The 17404-nt window shown below is 69.4% G+C and carries 16 protein-coding genes; all 16 read left to right on the top strand.

The features are described from left to right. Window positions 1-268: 268 nt before the first annotated feature. Window positions 269-769, top strand: coding sequence for a DUF6884 domain-containing protein (locus tag ACPXCS_RS28170; protein WP_425823798.1), 501 nt, complete (start codon window positions 269-271; stop codon window positions 767-769). Window positions 770-1020: 251 nt separating this feature from the next. Then, on the top strand, window positions 1021-2181 hold the full coding sequence (locus ACPXCS_RS28175) for a DUF2637 domain-containing protein (RefSeq protein ID WP_425823796.1): 1161 nt from the start codon (window positions 1021-1023) through the stop codon (window positions 2179-2181). 425 nt (window positions 2182-2606) lie between these two features. Further along, window positions 2607-3227 carry a hypothetical protein gene (locus ACPXCS_RS28180; RefSeq protein WP_425823794.1) on the top strand — a complete coding sequence of 207 codons (621 nt, stop codon included), beginning with the start codon at window positions 2607-2609 and terminating at the stop codon, window positions 3225-3227. Beyond that, window positions 3227-5260 carry a peptidoglycan DD-metalloendopeptidase family protein gene (locus ACPXCS_RS28185; RefSeq protein WP_425823792.1) on the top strand — a complete coding sequence of 678 codons (2034 nt, stop codon included), beginning with the start codon at window positions 3227-3229 and terminating at the stop codon, window positions 5258-5260. The genes ACPXCS_RS28180 and ACPXCS_RS28185 overlap by 1 nt, the downstream gene beginning before the upstream one ends. A 213-nt stretch (window positions 5261-5473) precedes the next feature. After that, the gene (locus ACPXCS_RS28190) at window positions 5474-6109 is read left to right on the top strand and encodes a hypothetical protein (protein ID WP_413093147.1); all 636 of its coding nucleotides are present in this window, start codon (window positions 5474-5476) and stop codon (window positions 6107-6109) included. A 227-nt stretch (window positions 6110-6336) separates the two neighbouring features. Next, window positions 6337-6864: a hypothetical protein gene (locus ACPXCS_RS28195; protein ID WP_411098819.1), complete on the top strand. Its 528-nt coding sequence runs from the start codon at window positions 6337-6339 to the stop codon at window positions 6862-6864. 270 nt (window positions 6865-7134) lie between these two features. After that, the gene (locus tag ACPXCS_RS28200; RefSeq protein WP_425823790.1) at window positions 7135-7554 is read left to right on the top strand and encodes a hypothetical protein; all 420 of its coding nucleotides are present in this window, start codon (window positions 7135-7137) and stop codon (window positions 7552-7554) included. 13 nt (window positions 7555-7567) lie between these two features. Continuing rightward, window positions 7568-7978: a hypothetical protein gene (locus ACPXCS_RS28205; RefSeq protein ID WP_425823788.1), complete on the top strand. Its 411-nt coding sequence runs from the start codon at window positions 7568-7570 to the stop codon at window positions 7976-7978. Beyond that, window positions 7975-8466 (top strand): hypothetical protein, encoded by a 492-nt coding sequence (locus tag ACPXCS_RS28210; RefSeq protein WP_425823786.1) that lies wholly within the window; start codon window positions 7975-7977, stop codon window positions 8464-8466. The genes ACPXCS_RS28205 and ACPXCS_RS28210 overlap by 4 nt, the downstream gene beginning before the upstream one ends. A gap of 219 nt (window positions 8467-8685) precedes the next feature. Then, the gene (locus ACPXCS_RS28215; RefSeq protein WP_425823784.1) at window positions 8686-9948 is read left to right on the top strand and encodes a hypothetical protein; all 1263 of its coding nucleotides are present in this window, start codon (window positions 8686-8688) and stop codon (window positions 9946-9948) included. A 90-nt stretch (window positions 9949-10038) separates the two neighbouring features. Beyond that, the gene (locus ACPXCS_RS28220; RefSeq protein ID WP_425823782.1) at window positions 10039-11295 is read left to right on the top strand and encodes a SpaA isopeptide-forming pilin-related protein; all 1257 of its coding nucleotides are present in this window, start codon (window positions 10039-10041) and stop codon (window positions 11293-11295) included. A 91-nt stretch (window positions 11296-11386) separates the two neighbouring features. Beyond that, window positions 11387-12265, top strand: a complete 879-nt coding sequence (locus ACPXCS_RS28225) for a sortase (protein WP_425946727.1) — start codon at window positions 11387-11389, stop codon at window positions 12263-12265. Between the two features lie 268 nt (window positions 12266-12533). Then, window positions 12534-13145, top strand: coding sequence for a hypothetical protein (locus ACPXCS_RS28230; protein WP_425823778.1), 612 nt, complete (start codon window positions 12534-12536; stop codon window positions 13143-13145). Continuing rightward, on the top strand, window positions 13142-15448 hold the full coding sequence (locus ACPXCS_RS28235) for an AAA family ATPase (RefSeq protein ID WP_425823776.1): 2307 nt from the start codon (window positions 13142-13144) through the stop codon (window positions 15446-15448). Before ACPXCS_RS28230 ends, ACPXCS_RS28235 begins: the two co-directional genes overlap by 4 nt. 250 nt (window positions 15449-15698) lie before the next feature. Beyond that, window positions 15699-16403 carry a hypothetical protein gene (locus ACPXCS_RS28240; RefSeq protein WP_425823774.1) on the top strand — a complete coding sequence of 235 codons (705 nt, stop codon included), beginning with the start codon at window positions 15699-15701 and terminating at the stop codon, window positions 16401-16403. A gap of 461 nt (window positions 16404-16864) precedes the next feature. Next, window positions 16865-17371, top strand: a complete 507-nt coding sequence (locus ACPXCS_RS28245) for a hypothetical protein (RefSeq protein ID WP_425823772.1) — start codon at window positions 16865-16867, stop codon at window positions 17369-17371. Window positions 17372-17404: the final 33 nt, after the last annotated feature.

Genomic DNA, 17404 nt, shown 5'->3' on the forward strand with positions numbered 1-17404 from the left:
TGCTCGGCGAGGTGGTGAAGATCCAGCTCGACATGCAGTTCGTGGAGCCGAAGAGCGCCTGACCGGACACGGACGCGGGGGGGGCCCCCGGCCGCACCCCCGGGGGCCCGCCGCGCCCGGGGGGGTGGGCGCGGCCCCGCCGAGGAGAAAGCCCCACACCCATGAGCCTCGTTGCCCTCGCCGCGATGATGGTCACAGCCCTGATCGGCATCGTGGCGGTCGCCTACGCCGTCAGCCCCACCCGGCACACCTGCCTGGACAGACGCTGATGCCCGTTCCGCCCAGCCGTCGCATCGTGATCATCAGCTGCGGTTCCCGTAAGTCCAAGCCCGGCGGCAACCTGCAAGAAGTGCCGGCCGGGAAGCTCTACATCGGGCACTACCACTGTTCGCTGCGCGCTGCCGCAGAAGCACTCACCAGCAGCCCCTCGCAGATCCTGATCGCCTCAGCGTTGCACGGGCTTGTCACGGTCAGCCAGCCCCTCGTCCCATACGAGATGACGATCGATCACCCTTCCTCGGTGACCAGCGACCGCCTCCGCCAGCAGGCCGACACGTTCGGCCTGCACAGCGCAGAGGTCATCTTCCTCGGCGGCAAGCGCTACGCCCACAGGCTCCTTCCCGCGATCCCGCAGTGCCTGCGGCCGCTCACCGGCGGCATGGGGACGCAGCGCGGACAGTGCCGGGCGGTAGCCGAACAACCGGAGCTTCGGCGCCAGTGGTGGGAGGAAGCCGCAGCTCTCCTGCGCGATCACCGTCGTACGGACTGACCGCACGGACGCCGACCGGCCCAGAGGGAACCCTGCCGCGCGCCGGCTCCACGGGAGGTGTCCGCTTCGCTCCCTACCGTGCGCCGCATGACCACCCGTACTGATCACCGCGGCGATCTCGGCACCTGCGGCCATGCCCCACGCGAGACAGCCAGGGCCACAGAACCGTTGGGAGTCCGCCAGTGACCCCGCCCGACGTAGAGCAGCCGCAGCCCACCCGGGCCCCACGCGCTCACGCTCTTCTCGTCGCTGTGATCACCGGCGGCGGCCTGATCATCGCTCTGATCGGCTTCATCGGTTCCTACGCGGCTGTCCAAGACCTAGCGGAGGCCAAGGGGTTCGGCGACTTCGCGCGCCTGTACCCGATCGGCGTCGACGCGGGGATCGTGGTCTTGCTCGCCCTCGATCTGCTGCTGAGCTGGATCAGAATCCCGTTCCCGCTGCTCCGGCAGACGGCCTGGCTCCTGACCGCCGCCACCATCGCCTTCAACGCCGCGGCGGCGTGGCCGGACCCGCTCGGCACAGCCATGCACGCCGTCATCCCCGTCCTGTTCGTCGTGACAGTCGAAGCCGCCCGGCACGCGGTCGGGCGCATCGCGGACATCACGGCCGACCGGCACATGGAAGGCGTCCGGCTGACCCGGTGGATCCTGTCGCCGGTGCCCACGTTCCGGATGTGGCGTCGGATGAAGCTCTGGGAGCTTCGCTCCTACGACCAGGTCATCAAGCTCGAGCAGGACCGGCTGATCTACGAAGCAGGGCTGGAAGTGCGGTATGGGCCCGCCTGGCGGCGCACAGCACCCATCGAGGCCCTGATGCCGTTGCGGCTGGCGAAGTACGGCGTTCCCGTGCAAGCCGATGCCCCACCGGCCCTGCAACGATCCAACGCACCCGAACTTCCGGCCCCGCCCCCCGACCGGTCCGAAGGCACCCCGACCGTCGCGCAGGGAAACCCGCCGCCGGCCGACCCGCCGAGCTCCGCCCCGCAGGAGGAACCACCACCCCCCGACCGGCCTGAAGGCACCCCGACCGCCGCGCAGGGAGACCCGCCGTCGTCCCTCCAGGAGGAAGAACCCCCTGCTCCACCCGTGGACGGGCGCGCCGCTGTAAAGACGGCTTACGACGCGCTGACCTCGCCAGATGCGGACCTGTCCGCCCGGAAGCTGGCCCAGCGTCTCGCGCCCAGCCTCGGGCTGACCGAGAACACCGTGCGGGTCTACATCACCGCGCTCCGTAAAGAGCGCAGCCGCTTGAAAGTCGTCCCCGACCCCACCGAGGAGGGCGAGTCCCAAGCCTCCGAAACGATCGACACCGCTACTGGCACTCCCGCTGACGCCGCCCCCTCACCCGCACCGCATGAGAAGAGCCCCCATGAGTTCCATCGCACCCAATCCGTACAGCCCCCACGCTGACGCAGATCCCCGGTACCGGCACATCCTCCCCACGCCGGCATCTCTCGGTGCCCCGCCTCCCGGCGCCCTGCTCCCCACCTCCTGCGGACGACTGGCCGTCGTCCCCGACGAGGCTCTCCGCCTGGCCGCCGGCACCGATCTCCCCGACGGGCTCTGTCCGGCATGTCTCGCTGCGCTGCGTGGCGAGGAGCTGCCGGCCGACGTACGACCGATCAGCAACTGCGCCTGCGGGATGACCACCGAACACGACGGCCGCTGTGCCCTGTGCCGACAGGAAGACCACGACGAGTGGTGGCCCACCCGCGGAGCCGCAGCAGCCTGAGAACGCTGCCTGAAGCAGCTGCCGCACGAGCTCCCCAGGAGGTGTCCGGTTTGCTCCCTACGGTCGCGGGCGTCAACGCCCCCGACCGTCCCAGGGAGTCCCCGTGGAACGACGCCGCGCCGTCATCATCGCCGCCGCCCTGATCGCCCTGGCCGCCTTCGTCGGCCTGGCGGTCGCCCTCAACCGCAGCAGCCCCGAGGGGGAGAAGAAGGACACCACCGCTCCCGCACCGGACACTACGAGCGAACCCAGTACGTCGGCCGGGACGGTCGACTCCGTCCCAGCCGTCATCGAACCCCAAGAACTCGCGGCCGCCCACACGGTGATGCGCGAGTACCTGACCACCCTCGGCACATACACCTACCGCACGGACGCCGCCGCCTGGACGGCCAAGGCTCGCGAGCTCACCGACGGTTCATCGGCCATCGTCGACCAGACCACCTTGCCCACCGGGCGGGCGTGGGCCGAGTGCGAGCGGACGAAGTGCTCCTCCACCGCCACAGCCGACCTCAAGCGCGACACCGTGATCAGCAACGCGCCCGTCGACGGCGCCGGCCGGTCGGTGACCACCCTCGCCTCCACCACTGTCCGCCTCCACCAGGAAGAGGAGACCAGCCAGAGCACCGACTTCCAGATCACCGCGACCTACACCAAGGGTGAGTGGAAGATCTCCGGCCTGCAGCTCGCCGGCGTCGGCGACGCGGGCACCACGGAGAACAGCTGATGGCCGCCCCCATCGCCGCGCTCGCCGCACGGAAGATAGCGGCGGCCGCCGCGCGCCGGGCGGCGGCGCGTGCCGCCGGCAGGAACGGAGGAGGCAAGCGCTGGAAGTGGTGGCTGCTCGCTGGGATCGCCGCCTTCTGCGCTGTCGCCGTCGCCTTCCTCACCGCGTTCGGCGCGATCGTCGGAGTCCTGGGATCGAAGTCCGCCGAGGCCGCATGCCTGGACGACGCCTCAGCACAGCAGGGGGCGACCGGTGTCCCCGGTGGCGGTGCCTACAACCCGATCATGCCCGGCAAGGGCATGTACCTCCCGTCCGACACCGCACGGGCGGAGATACCCCCGCGGATGATGCTCGCCTCGATCCGGGCCGCCGCCCGGTACCCGGGCCTCGACTGGACGCTGATCGCCGGCCAGATGTACCAGGAGACCCGCTACGGGCAGGACCCTTCCGCCGCTCCCGGCGGAGACAACGGCATGGGCTACAAGGGAATCGTTCAGTTCGGCGACCCGGCGTGGGCCCAATACGGCGGCGACGGCAACGGGGACGGCGTCAAGGACCGCTACAACGTGGAGGATGCGGCCTTCGCCGCAGCCAACTACATCCACGCCCTCAAGGCCGAGACCGACTCCTGGAACGCGCTGCGCCGGTACTCCGGTTCCACGGTGTCCAACACCACCTACATGCGGGTCGTTACCACCCAGTCCGCCCGCTACCGGGGCGTCTTCTCCAGCGACAGCGCCATGATCGAGCGTTGGCAGAAGCACCTCGCCGACACGATCAAGAAGAACCCGTCCTTTCCGACCCTTGGTAAGGCCTCCGGCATCCCCGAGCCGGTCAACGACTTCAACGCCAAGGTCACCAACGCCGCACAGATCAAGTCCGCTCCGGCCAAGAGCTGGTCAACGCCTCCGCTCGATTCTGCCCCCGGGACATCCACCACCCCGGCGACGCAGGCCGCCACCCCCACGCCGGGCGGCGGCACCCCGTCCAGCGGCGGGCCCTCCGGCGTCAACTCGGCCGGGTGGCAGTGGCCCATGAAGCAGGGCACCTTCACCTTCACAGCCGAGTTCGGGCAGAGCGGCGGACGGTGGTCGGCCGGCCACACCGGCATCGACCTCGCCGCCCCGAGTGGTGTCCGCTTCTACGCCCCGGCCGACGGCAAGGTGATCTTCGTCGGTGACGGGGGCGCTTACGGCAACCTCACCAAGATCGAACACGCGGGCGGGGTCCAGACCTGGTACGCCCACCAGTCGACGTTCGGTACCCGGGTCGGCATGGAAGTGAAGCGCGGGGAGCACATCGGCAACGTCGGCGCCACCGGCAACGTGACCGGCGCCCACCTGCACTGGGAGGTCCGCCTGCCCGGTGTCCGCGATCCGCACAGGCCCGGGCAGAACAACGGCCCGGGCCCGGTCAACCCGAAGGACTGGATGAGCGGTAAGACGACGGCCTCGCCCACCTACGGCAATGATCAGTACGCCGAGGCCCAGGACCAGGCCCAGGCCTGCGCCGCCGACTCGGGTGGTGCGATCGTCATCCCCGACGGCGCCGGTGCTACCGGGCCCCTGCCGGCAGCGGACTCCGAGGTCGTACGCGCGGCTCTCGCCTGGGCGCAGACCGGTCTCGGCAAGACCTACCTGTACGGTGCCCGCCGTCTACAGGGCGACCACCCGGCCGACTTCGACTGCAGCTCCTTCACTCAGTGGGCCTACTACCAGGCCACCGGCGGCAAGCTCAACATCGGAGGGGACACCACCGCCCAGCTTTCCAAGCTGTCCAAACACAAGGTCCCGGCCGACCAGGTGCAGGCGGGCGACCTCGTCTTCTTCGGCAGCGAGTCCAACCCCGTCCACGTCGCCATGGTCTGGGACCCGGCCACCAAGAAGGTCATCCACGCCGCCAACAGCAAGTCCCCCGTGAAATTCGGGTCCTGGGCCGAGCAGAAGGACCCGCTGATCGGGTTCTACCACGTCGAGATTCCCTCCGGCACCACGGCAGTCGGGCCGAACGGCGGTACCAGCGAAGCTCACTGATGCAGCCACAGGAGACCGCGGACTACGCGGACCGATGCGTCGGCTCACCTCGGGTGAGCCGACGTGCTGGCAGCAGCCGCCGGCCCAGGAGGGCCGGCGGCAGGCCTCACATCCCCCCACGACGGATGCCGATGCCGATTCGCTGCACCTCGCGTTGCCGAGGCACAGCTGGTGACCTTCGGTCGAACACGGCAGCCCGACACTGGAGAGACCATGAGCCTGGCGGTATCCGAACCCTTGCCGCTCAACGACCCCATGCACCTGAGCCGCCCCGTCCTGTGCCAGGACGACCGTGCGCCGTGGGTCGGGCAGAAGGCCACCGGCCCGCACCGGGCCACCGGATTCGTTCACCGGGTCTACTCCACCCCCTTCGGCGTCCAGGTAGCCCTGCTCCAGACTGACCACCGAGGCCTCAGGCTTCAGGTGACGGAACTGCTCTCTACCGCCACCCTGCCTGCCACACACCGGGCCGCGTACCTTCGCAACCAGCGCACGCTGCTGAACATGCCTGTACCGGGCACCGGGGCGGACGCCCGGTCTGTCGCGGCCTGGCACCGCCGGGCCAATCTCTACATGCACTACGACTTCGCCCTGAAGTACGTCGAGGCCGCGCTCCTTGAGCACGTCAAGGCGGGCGACGAACTCGTCTACAGCCTCGGAACGCGCCTGGTGGTTCTCGACCCCGACCTCGAGCGAGACCGTCTGTTCGGCTGGCGACGGCGGATGCAGGTGCGAGCCACCGACGAACACCGGGACACTGTCCGCTGCTGGGGGTGGGCCGATGGTGAACAAGCCCTTCTCCTGCGCCATGACGGCCTTGGCCCGCTGCCCACACTCGGCCTCCTGTGATGGACGAGATCGTGTGCAAGTGCGGTGCGCGCACCTATGAGCAGCACTTGGCAAGCGGAGGGCCCGCACACACCTACAAGCGTGACAAGGCGTCGCGTCAGGTGCGCCAGTAACGAATCACTCCGCGAAACGCACCCCTGGCCTTCTCTGTTTTCGCCCTGGATGGGAAACGGCGCTGATCGGCGGCACGCTGCACCACATCACCCCAGCGACGAACGGAGCCGAAGATGACCACCGCTTCCCACACCAACCTCGTGGCGATGCGCTTCACCGACGGCGACGTCGTCAGCTCCAGCGGGACAACGTGGCGCCGGGGCCTGCGCCACGCAGGGCAGTGGGCCACTCTGGACGATCAGGACGCCAGCCGTTCCGACGACACGATCCGTACCGTCCTCGCGTCGGAGGACGGCACATACGCCCCCGCGTTCCCGACCGCCTACCGGCCGCTGCCGGGCACCAGCTGCGCCACACGCGAAGCCCTCGACGCGCTGGTCTTCCGCCCGGCGGCCGGAGCGCTTCTGTACACCGTCTCCCTCAACGGCATGCAGTCGTTCCTGGGGAACGACCGGGGCGTCCTGCGGGGCAACCCGACGCCGCTCAATCTGGCCTCCGTACGTACATCCCTGCAGGGCACCCTGGCCAGGCACCAGCGAGCGTCCATCACCTACCACCGCGCCACCGGCCGTCTCTACGCCCGTTACGCCGTCGCTGACGCCGCCCTGCATACGCACGTCTACGTGCTCACCGCCAGCTGACCACCTCGAAGCTGCCTCCCGCCGAGCAGGCGAGAGGCAGCAGACCAGGACGACTCCGGCCGTCGCGCGGCCGCGCGATGGCCGGAGTACGCCGCGACGGCAGGGCATACGCTCCGCCCCCAGCCGGTGGTCGACCGGCGAGTCCCCCGCCCGAGCCGATGCCTCACCGAAGCCGCGGCGCTTCGAAGGGGTTGTCCGGATCGAGAGGCAGAGTAGGCGCCGCCTCGGGGTCACCCGACGGCGCCTACTCCGACGGTTAGGACCTGTCTCATGCCTCAGCCCGTACAGCTCGTCCAGTTCGACCCGACAGAGCGAGACGCGCTCCTCGCGGCTGGTCAGCCCAAGACCATCGAAGCTGCCCTGCGCGCAGTCACCGCCCGGATCAAGCGGAACCTCAAGACAGTGACCGATCTGGCTTCCGACAAGAGCGTGGGTGCCAACCCCGAAAGGCTGACGGAAGCCCGCGCCGGCATCGAAGCCAGCCTGGCTGTCCTCACGGTGTGCCCGGCTGGTGAGATCGCAGACCTGCGCAAGAACCTGGAGGCCGCCCGGGACCTGGTGGACGAGGCGCTGCAGATATCCGCCGTCGGCGTCCCGGCGGCCGCATCGGACCCGCGCACCGCAGATTCGCCGACGCAGGCGCACGACGGGGAGAACGCCGCAGAGTACGGGCTCTCAGCCCCCCAGTAGGAGGAAGACCGCGGTGCTAGCCCCTCTGATCGACTCGACGCCAGTCTGCTACCTCGGCAACGACAACCACCTCGTGTGGCGTCCGTGCCGCATATGGCAGCTGGACGAGCAGCACATTCTCGCTGTGGTCACCGAGACCACCGAACCCACGATGAGTATCGAGACGGCCGCCGCCACGATCCGCCTCACCCTGGAAGGGCTGCGCCAGCCCTTCCAGGTGACCATCGTGGAGCACTGGCCGGCGGGCACCGGAGCGGGCGGCGAGCACTACGCCGAGCAGTACCGGCACGACAGCGGCCGCATCCATTGGAAGCACGTGGAGAAGGACGAGCTCCGGGCCAAGCTGGCCAACTTCGACTCCACACAGCCATCCGGGAGTCCCCTCACGGCCAGGGCGCGCCAGCTCGAAGGACCGGCACGGTGAGAAACGGGCACGCCACCCCGTCGGCTCTGCTCGCCGAGACCGCACTGAGTGAGCTCCTGACCCTGTCCCGGAAGAAGGGCACCACCCTTGCCCAGATCACCGAGGCTGCCGAACTGAGCCTGCTGGAGATCGACATCGATCGTCGACAGCGCCGCCCCCGTGGAGGCGGGCGTCCGTGGCTCGCCAAGGTGACGAGCTTCGCCTTCCCCCGCGCGTTCGCCACCCAGGTATCTGCCGCCGCCCGTGCATCGGCCCCCGAGCAGATGACCGAAGAGGAACTGCTGCGCCATGCCGCGGCGGAGGGACAGGCACACAATCACATCTGCTTCACCGTCGAAATCACGGACGGGCCGAAGACGGCGGCCGGCCGCCAGATCGAAGTGCAGTTGCCGGATGCCGAAGCCGAAAAGCTGGCCAACCAGGTCCTGAGACTCATCACCTGGCGCCAGCGTTCCGCTTCCGGCGACACAACGGCGCGCCCGGCGTAAGAGCCCCATCGGCAGCGGCCCTCACCGCCAAGGCGCCGCCGGGAGAAGTTTCGCGGCCGCGTGACCTGATGTCCGGCACGGTGCACTGTCGCGGGGCACGAACCGCCCGGTTCATGCCCCGCCACAGCGCAGGCGGGACCCACACCAGAAAGGGCACCCACTGTGGCCTACACCCTGGGAATCCGAGGCTGCCAGCACCTCGGCTACCACAACCCCCGGATGCGACTGCACCCTCAGACACGCTGGAACCAGCGCGTTGTCGACGGGCACCTCGCCCACGACCTGACCATGCGCGCCATGCTCGACGCCGGGGTGCAGGGCATCATCGACGGGGGCGACCTCACCCACCGGGCCCGGCCCCTGCCGCGCGACGTCGAACACGCCAACCGCGTCGACGACCTGCGGGCCCGAGCCAACATCTGGGGCCTGGGCAACAGCGGCAACCACTGCGCCGGCGCGGGAACGGACATCTCCGCCATGGGCACGATGCACCGACCCGATCTCGGCATGCACGCGGTCTACCCCGACCCCCGCCGTGGCCCGGGCGACGGCACCGGCCCCTACCCGGGCCTGTACGAGATCCACCAGCCGACCGACGGCCTCGCCATCCACGCAGTGTCCCACTACGGCCTGGACCGCTCCCTGGCCGACGCCGGCATCCACATCGACCCCGTCCCGCTGCCCGGCCACGTGAACCTCTTCGTCTGCCACGGCACGTTCGAAGCCGACGGCCGTCTCTACCACTGCATCAACCCCGAAGGGCAAGAACGCCCCATCCCCCTGGAGTGGGCCCACCGCGGATGGGACGCGCTGCTGCTCTCCCACTACCACTCCCTCGGCGCTGTACCCGGTCACGACCACGACGGCCCCGGGCAGGTCTGGTACACCGGCTCCTCCCTGACCCGTGGCTTCTCCGACGATCTCGGCCCGCGCGGCTGGCTTCACGTCACCATCGAGGACACCGGCCGCGTTCACGTCGAAGCCCGCACCATCTGGCAGCGGCCTCAGCACGATCTTCCCGTCATCAACGCCGCAGAGCTGACCACCGAGGACATCGACCAGCTCATCACCGACCGCATCGCCGCTCTGGAACTGGAAGACCCCGAAAGCGCGAAGCTCACCGGAGACGCCGGGGCGATCGTCCGCCAGCGCATCAGCGGCACCACCCCCGGCCAGCGAGCGGCTCTGCGAGCCCTCCAGCCGCGATGGAGCCGCCTCGCCTCTGCCGCCGCGTCCTGGCAGATCGACTACCCCCACCCCACCCAGGCGCAGGACGCGGACAGCACAGCGGGAAGGCAGCGCCTGATCACAGGGAGGATCACGGACTACGGCACGGAATTCGAAACCCGCAGTGCCGAGCTGACCCGGCGCATGGGCATCCCCGACGTCATCGCCGAGCCGGTCCGCACCAAGGCCCTGCAATGGGCCAAGGAGATCACCCCCACCTCCGCCTCGTCGAGCGAGGCTGCGATCACCGACTGAACCCGCCCCGGGGCGGAGGTGTCCGCTTTGCCGACGATGCTGCGCAGCAGACGGGGCTGAACTGCGGCCCCACCGGCAAGGAGAAACGCCTTGACCCTGACCACACGCCGCCCGGCGCCGGGCCGGACGCTGCGCCGCTCGACCGTTCTCGCCACAGCCCTCCTGGTCGGCGCGACCGCCCTGTGCGCCGCCCCCAGCGCGGTCGCAGCTGACAAATGGGGCCCCGGCTTTGCCATCCCCGATGACCTCAACAAGCCGGACGCCTCCCACCTGGGTGCGTACGGAGCGCCGGGGGCCCCGGTCAGCGGCATCACCGGCCGGGCCTACTGCGCCGACCCGACCCTCGCCGGTCCAGCGGCCGGCGGCCAGTACAGCAAGGCCACCGAGGTCACCACCTGGACCTCGAAGGCCACCGGTCGGCAGGTCTCCAAGGAGAACACCGCCCGCGCCGCGTACGTGCTGTCCAAGTACGGCGACACCGCCAACGACAGCCAGGCCGCAGCCGTCGACGCGGCCGTGTACAGCTTCCTCGAGCAGGGCAGCACGTACGCCCTGCCCAACGGCAAGCGAGCGCTGGAGCGGGTCTCGTACCCCAACGTGCCGAAGGAGGTGAAGACCAAGGCAGAGGGGTTCATCACCGAGGCGGGCAAGCTGGCCGGCCCGTACAAGGTCAACGTGCACACCCCCGCCGCGTTCAAGCCCGGCGAGAAGACCACCATCACGCTGGACGTCACCGCCGCGTCCGGGCAGAAGGTCCCCGGCGTCCAGATCCAGCTCAACGGGGCGGGCGCCGTAGCCGGCGCGGGCACCGTCACCACGAACGACGAAGGCGTCGCCACAGCCACCATCACACCCGCCAAGGCAGGGACCGTCGAGCTGAAGGCGGTGGCCAAGAACCTGCCCGCCTCGACGCTGATCGCCCATCTGCCCGCCAACGACAAGGCACAGCGGATGCTCGTCGCCGGCGGCACCACGAGCGCCGAAGCCCAGCTCAAGATCACCGTCAACGCGCTGAAGGGGAGCATCAAGCTCCTCAAGACCGCCAGCGACACCAAGAAGCCGCTGTCCGGGGTCCAGTTCGAAGTCAAGGACGAGGCCAACAAGACGGTGGCCAAGGGAACCACCACCAGCCAGGGCCTCTGGCAGATCGACAACCTCCCGCCGGGCACCTACACCATCCACGAGGTCCAGGCCGTGGAGGGCTACCAGCTCGCCGTGGACCAGAACGTGATCGTCGTGGACGGCAAAACCTCCGACGTCAGCGTCATCGACGTCAAGATCCCCCAGCCCGAGAAGCCGAAGCCGCGGCCGGTGGACATCACCGAGCTGCCGAAGACCGGCGCGTGACCACAACCTGACGGCTCTCACTCGCCGACGCTGCGGGCCGGGACGTCCACGTCCCGGCCCGCGCCCCCACCGACCCATCCCTGGAGCGCACGTGTCCGACGCACCACACAGCCCCGACAGCCTTCCCACAGCACAGCCGACCACCCGACCGCGCCGAACCCGACGAGCACTGGCCGCGGGCATCGCCGCCATCACCGTCGCAGGCCTCGCAACCACCGCACTCCTGGTGACCCGCGGGGACGATGAGCCCTCCACCCGCGCACACCAGCCCGCCGCCACCCAGAAGCACGCCGCCACCGAGCCGGCATCGACCGTCCCAGATCCGCTCACTTCCTCTGCCACTTCCGCCACCCCCGACGAACCCGCCGCCGACGAGCCCATCGGCGACGACCCGAAGGTGCCGGACCGGACGGTCAAGGCCCAGTCCGACGCATCCGCCGCACTGGACACCTGGTCCTCCTCCAACCCGAAAGGCAGCGGCCCCCACAGCGTCGGCGGAAACCCCACCACAGGGGGCGGTGGTGCAGTCACCGAAGTCCTGCGCATCCCGGCGCTCGGCAACGACTGGGCCCAGCCCGTCTACGAGGGTGTGACCAGCCGACAGCTACGAGCGGGCGTCGGGCACTTCCCCGGGACAGAACGTCCCGGGCAGATCGGCAATTACGCCATCGCCGGCCACCGCTCCGGCGTGGCAAGCCCCGCCTTCAAGAACATCGACCGCATCGCGCCCGGTGCGTCCATCTCCGTCACGACGGCGAACCGCGTCACCTACACGTACAAGGTGGCCTCCGTTCAGACCGTAGACCCGAGCAACGTGAACGTCATCGCCCAGGTACCGGGCAAGCCCACTGCCACTCCCACCAAGCCGGTGCTGACGCTCGTCACGTGCTGGCCGGCCAACGGCTCGTCCAAGCGTGTCGTCGTCACCGCCGACCTCGTCCGATCAAGCGGAGGAACCTCCGTCCGATGACGGTGTCCGGTTGCCCTGCGCGGTCCCGGCGCCCTGGCCGGCCCTCTGTTGGCCGGCCAGGGGCGGGCTTCGGCATCGGGGCCATGGTCGGTCTCGCCATCATCGTCGCGCTGACCACGCACTTCCCCCCTCCACAGCGAGAGGTGAGAAGGACGGTTCGACGACGAGTGCCGGAGCCACAGAGCCAGATTCGCGGATTCTCGCGCCGTACCTCGTCAAATGGTGATCTTCGGGCATCACCTCGCGACCCTGCCCCGAAGGACCCGGCATGTCTCCCAGCCTGACGATCACCAGCAACTTCTTCGAGCCGTTCCGCACCTACACCGACGCCGCCGCCCACCAGGCGCTCGGGCTGGCCCGGGTCTTCGAAGTAGAGCTCGTCACCCGGCACCCCGACCGGGGGCAGCTGCGCGCCGTCGGCTGGATGAGCAACGCTGCCCCGGGCTCGAAGCGGCACATGCAGGCGGTGGAAGAAGACGAGTACCAGAGCGGCGTGTGGAAGCCGCACGCGCAGACCACCACTTTGCTGGGCCACGCCAGCGTGGACGACCCCACTCCGATCCTTCTGGTGTGCACTTACTCCTGGTCCTGCCCGTGCAACGCCCCCGCCCTGATCGTGTACGCCAACGGTCCCGACGCGGAGACCACCCGGGTCGCCGCCGATGACGCGGCCTGGGCTCACGCCGGGAGCCTCGCGCTCGCGGACGGCGAGTACGTGGACGGTTCCGAGCACCACCAGTGCGACGCCCCGCAGCTGAAGCTGGTGTCGGCTCTGCGCACCCTCCACTTCGCCGCACCCCGGATCCAGACGCCTCCCGGGCGGGACTCCAGCACCGTTCTGCGCGTCAACATCCGCCCCACGGACGGAGCCGTCGCATGATCACCCCCATCCGGATACGCGTCCGCAACATCCGCTCGGTCCGGCACGGCGAGATCAACATCCCCGACACCGGCATCACCGCCCTGCACGGGCCGGTCGGCTCGGGGAAGTCGACCTTCCTGTCCGCCATGGTGTGGGCGCTGTACGGCGAGGTCCCCGGAGGACTGAAGCAGGCCGACATGCGCCGCTCCGGCGCGGACGGTGAACCGTGCGAAGCCGAAGTCGACTTCATCTTCAACGGGCAGCGGTACACGGCCCTTCGGGGCCTGCGGCAGCGCAACCACCGGGGCGGCGTACGAGAGGAGGCGTACGCCCGCTGGTGGACCAACGGAGCCACCGGCCCCGGCCAGGACGAACCGCAGATCAGCCCGAGCAAGCTCACCACGAAGATCTACGAACTGACCGGACTGACCGGCCGGGCCTACTGCGGGGCCTTCTTCATCGCACAGGGCGAACTGACCGGGCTGGCCGAAGGCACTCCCGCCCAGGTCCAGCAACTGTTTGAAGAGCAGACCGGGCTCGGCGACCTCACGAAGAAGGTCGATATCGCGAACGCCGAGGCCCGCCGGGCCGAGGAACTGGCAGCCGCCATGCCCGGTTCCCGTGAGGAGACCGATGAGGCCCGCCGCGCGCTCGACGAGGCCCAGCAGCAGGCGGCTGAGGCTCACGAGACGCATGAGCAGCTTGCCGAGACAGCGCGCCAGGCCGCCGACCGGGTGCGTAGCGCCGAGTCGCAGGCCCAGGATGTACAGCAACGGCACCTGCGGGCGGAACAGGAGCGGATCAACCGGGCCCGTGCTGATGAGCGGGTCCAGCAGTGCCAGCAGCGGGTGGCCTCTCTGACCGGGGAGCTGCGCCGGGCCGGCCTAACTACTCCCACGCCGGAGATCCTCACTCGACAGTTGGACGCCTTGCGGGATGCTGTCCACTCGGCCGAGCGAGCTGTCGAACAGACCGATACCGCCGAAAAGCACGCCGCCGCAATCGACGGCCGAGTACGGCAGACACGAGCCGAAGTCGACCGGCTCGCCGACCCGGAACTGGACCGGCGCATCGAATCGGCGAAGCAGCAGCACACCGAGTACGAGCAGCGGCGCGGGGCGCTCAAGGGCGAGTACACCCGCCTCAGCCGGGCACTACAGGCGCTGACCACGGCCGAGTCCGCCTGCTGCCCCACCTGCGTCCAGCCGCTGCGGAACGTGGGGGCCTTGGTCGCTGATCTGCGTGGCCAGTGGGAGCGCTGCATCAGGGACGGCAAGAACGCGAAGGCGAAGGCGGAGGCGGCGGTCCAGCTTCACGATGCGCTGCTCTCTCGACGCCAGGAACTCACGCAACTGTCCACCCGTCTGGACGCGGTGCGTGCTGAGGCGGCTGCCGCCCGGCAGCAGGCCGAGGCGGCACGACGCGCGGCCGACGAGGCCGTGAGCGCTGTGGTGGTTCACCTCCCGGGGTTCGCCGGGCCGACGAACCCCGAGGGGGCCCTCCAAGCCGGTCGGGCCGCCATCGAGCAGCTCGGCACCGAACTCGTCCAGGCTCGGCACACACACGGTCTGCGTACTCAGCTGACCAACGCCGAATCTGAGCTGGAGGCTGCGCGCGCCGACCTGGCCGCGCGGGAAACCACACACCCCGACGTCACGGCCAACGAGCTGGCCGAGGCAACGGGCGCGCTGACCGCAGCCCGCGCCGAACACAATCAGGCAGCCGCCGAGGCGTCCGAGGCGAACACCCGCTTCCTGGTGGCGGCCGAACGCGCGACCGTGCTGGCCAAGGCACATGAGGCTGCCGAAGCCCGGATGCGTGCGAAAGCCGACAAGCTCCATACGGCGCACATCCTGCACGAGGCCGCCGCGGCGTTTGCTCAGTTCCGACGCGACCTGTTGGCCGAGTACACCGCAGCGGTGTCCCAGGCAGCCACTGACGTGCTGACCCAGATCACCGACCGGCACGTGCGCTTCGAGATCGATGACGCCTTCGTCCCGCGCGTGCACACCGCCGAGGGCACGGTACGCCCCACCCGGGTCCTCTCAGGAGGAGAGAAGGCCACGGCCGCACTCGCCTTCCGGCTGGGCATCACCGAGCAGATCACAGGTGGCAACGCGATCGGAATGATCATCGCGGACGAGATCACCGCAGCTCACGACGCAGACACCCGTCGAGCCGTCCTCACATGCCTCTCCGAACTCGGCTGGCCCGCCCTGGTCGTCTCGCACGGCGAGGAGATCACGGAAGTGGCTCAGCAGGTCATCAGCCTCAGCCAGCCGGACGAGAACACCGGAACCATGATCGCCCCAGCAGCCTGAGTAGGACCCTCTACTCTCCCCGTCACCCAGGACGAGGAGGCGGGCCCCTGCGCCGCGGAGCTGTCCATCAGCAAGGCCGCCAGGTGGCAACGCCACCCGGCGGAGCAGCCCCCTGCCGCGTTCGTATCTCGCGCCGAGGAGGACCTAAGGACGTGGGGGGTGCCTAATCACAGCCGAACCGACCACCGCGCCTGCCTGGCCCCGTCCGTTCAGTGCCTGGCAGGACACCACACCGCAGGGAGCACGCCTCATGGCGATCAGGAGCAAGAGACTGCCGGTCAGCGAGTCCAACGGGCACCAGTTCGTGAACAACGAAGCGGAGGTGAATGTGTTCAACGGGGAGATGTACCCCGCAGGCTTCCCGTTCGGCGGCTGCCGGATCTGCGGTCAGCACCCCACCTATGAGGTCATCGAGGAAGCCGCCCACGTGCAGGAACCCTGTTCTCACCCGGACGGAATCACTACGACGATCACCCTGAGCGTGCCCTCCGGCAAGCTCCTCGTCTCCGACAACCTGCGCCCCGTCTACAACTGGGGGGACGACGCCCTGGTCGACTACAACTGCGTACTCGGCCGGGACAGAGCCATCAAAGCGATGGCCGCCATCGGATGCGCCTTCGGGCCCGCGAGCGATCGCAGTCTGGGTCTCTACCGCACGGAGCAGGACCGCTACATCATCGCCACCCCGTGGATCGACTTCGACAACGACGAGACTCCGTCGATCCCTGAGGAGACATGCCTGGCTCAGATCTGCACGGACATCTGGTCCTACGCCATCGCCGACTACGAGCACTGGCTCTCGATGGGCGGAGACCCTGAAACGCTCGACTCCGGCGACACCATCGTGAACGTCACCCCAGGGACCTACCAGTTCGTCCACCACTCTGGCGAACGCGGCTTCGACCTCGACTCCGACGAAACCGTGATCTTCGCTCACGTCGAGCGGGTCGCGTAGCTCACGCGGAGACGTCCTCCCGGACCAGGGCCTCGGCCCCGGCTTGGGAGGGCGCGCTTCTGCACGTGCCTACGAGTTGTCCGCGACCAACTCCACGGCGCCCGCGCCAAGGCGCCTGCCGAAGCGGGGCACCCCGCCGGCAGGCGGACCCACAGTGCGTGAAGGGCCGCACCAGCCCGATCTCATCAGAAGCTGGACCGCTCACAGGACCTCCAGCGGGCCGGGCTGCTCCGTGCCGGCCAGATGCAGCAGCGAGGCGACGTCTGCGCCTGTCCGGCGAAGGGCGAACGACTTCATGGCCCGAGGCGCAGCGATCGCCCTCCTACTCGCGAGGGCTCGGCGAAATGCCTGCTCCAAGGCGCTAATGACGGCCCGCACCCACCGCACATGCCGAACCGCTGGCTGACCACGGTGCGCATTGCCGACCCTCAACCCACTCACATGGCAAGGAGCCTGGTCCGTTGACCTCTTCGACCGCACCCGTTCTCGTTCTGCGCGCCATCACCGACGCCTACATCGCCCACGTCAAGCAGGGCAACCTCCACTCCGCCCTCGGTCACATGACACTCCTGGCCGACACGTACGGGCTGCCGGCGGTGCGCGACCTCGCTGCTGAACTCACCTGCAACCTCCATGCGCGCTGCCCGGCCCGCTTCCGGAACTCCCTCGGCGGCGTGAACATCTCCGCCGTCTCCCCCGCCCGCCCGGCTGATCCCTTCACCGTCCTCGACGTCGCATCCCGAGCTAACCAGATGATGGGCCGCGGTCAGGTGACGGCTGCGGACCTGTCGCACACCGAGGCCCACATGCACGTCACGGAAGACGTGCGCCTCGTGGTTCAGGCAGCACTCGACACAGCCTCGCACGGGCAGAAGTCGGTCTCTGCCCGCCTGGCCGTCCTCGTGACGCCCCAGCAGCTGTCTGCTGCCGTCGCCCTCCTGACCAACGGCCTCATCGTCTCGCCCTAACCCGCCCAGACCCCGGTGGGGCGGCCCATGAGC

It is taken from the genome of Streptomyces sp. DT190 (assembly GCF_049846985.1).
GTDB lineage: Bacteria > Actinomycetota > Actinomycetes > Streptomycetales > Streptomycetaceae > Streptomyces.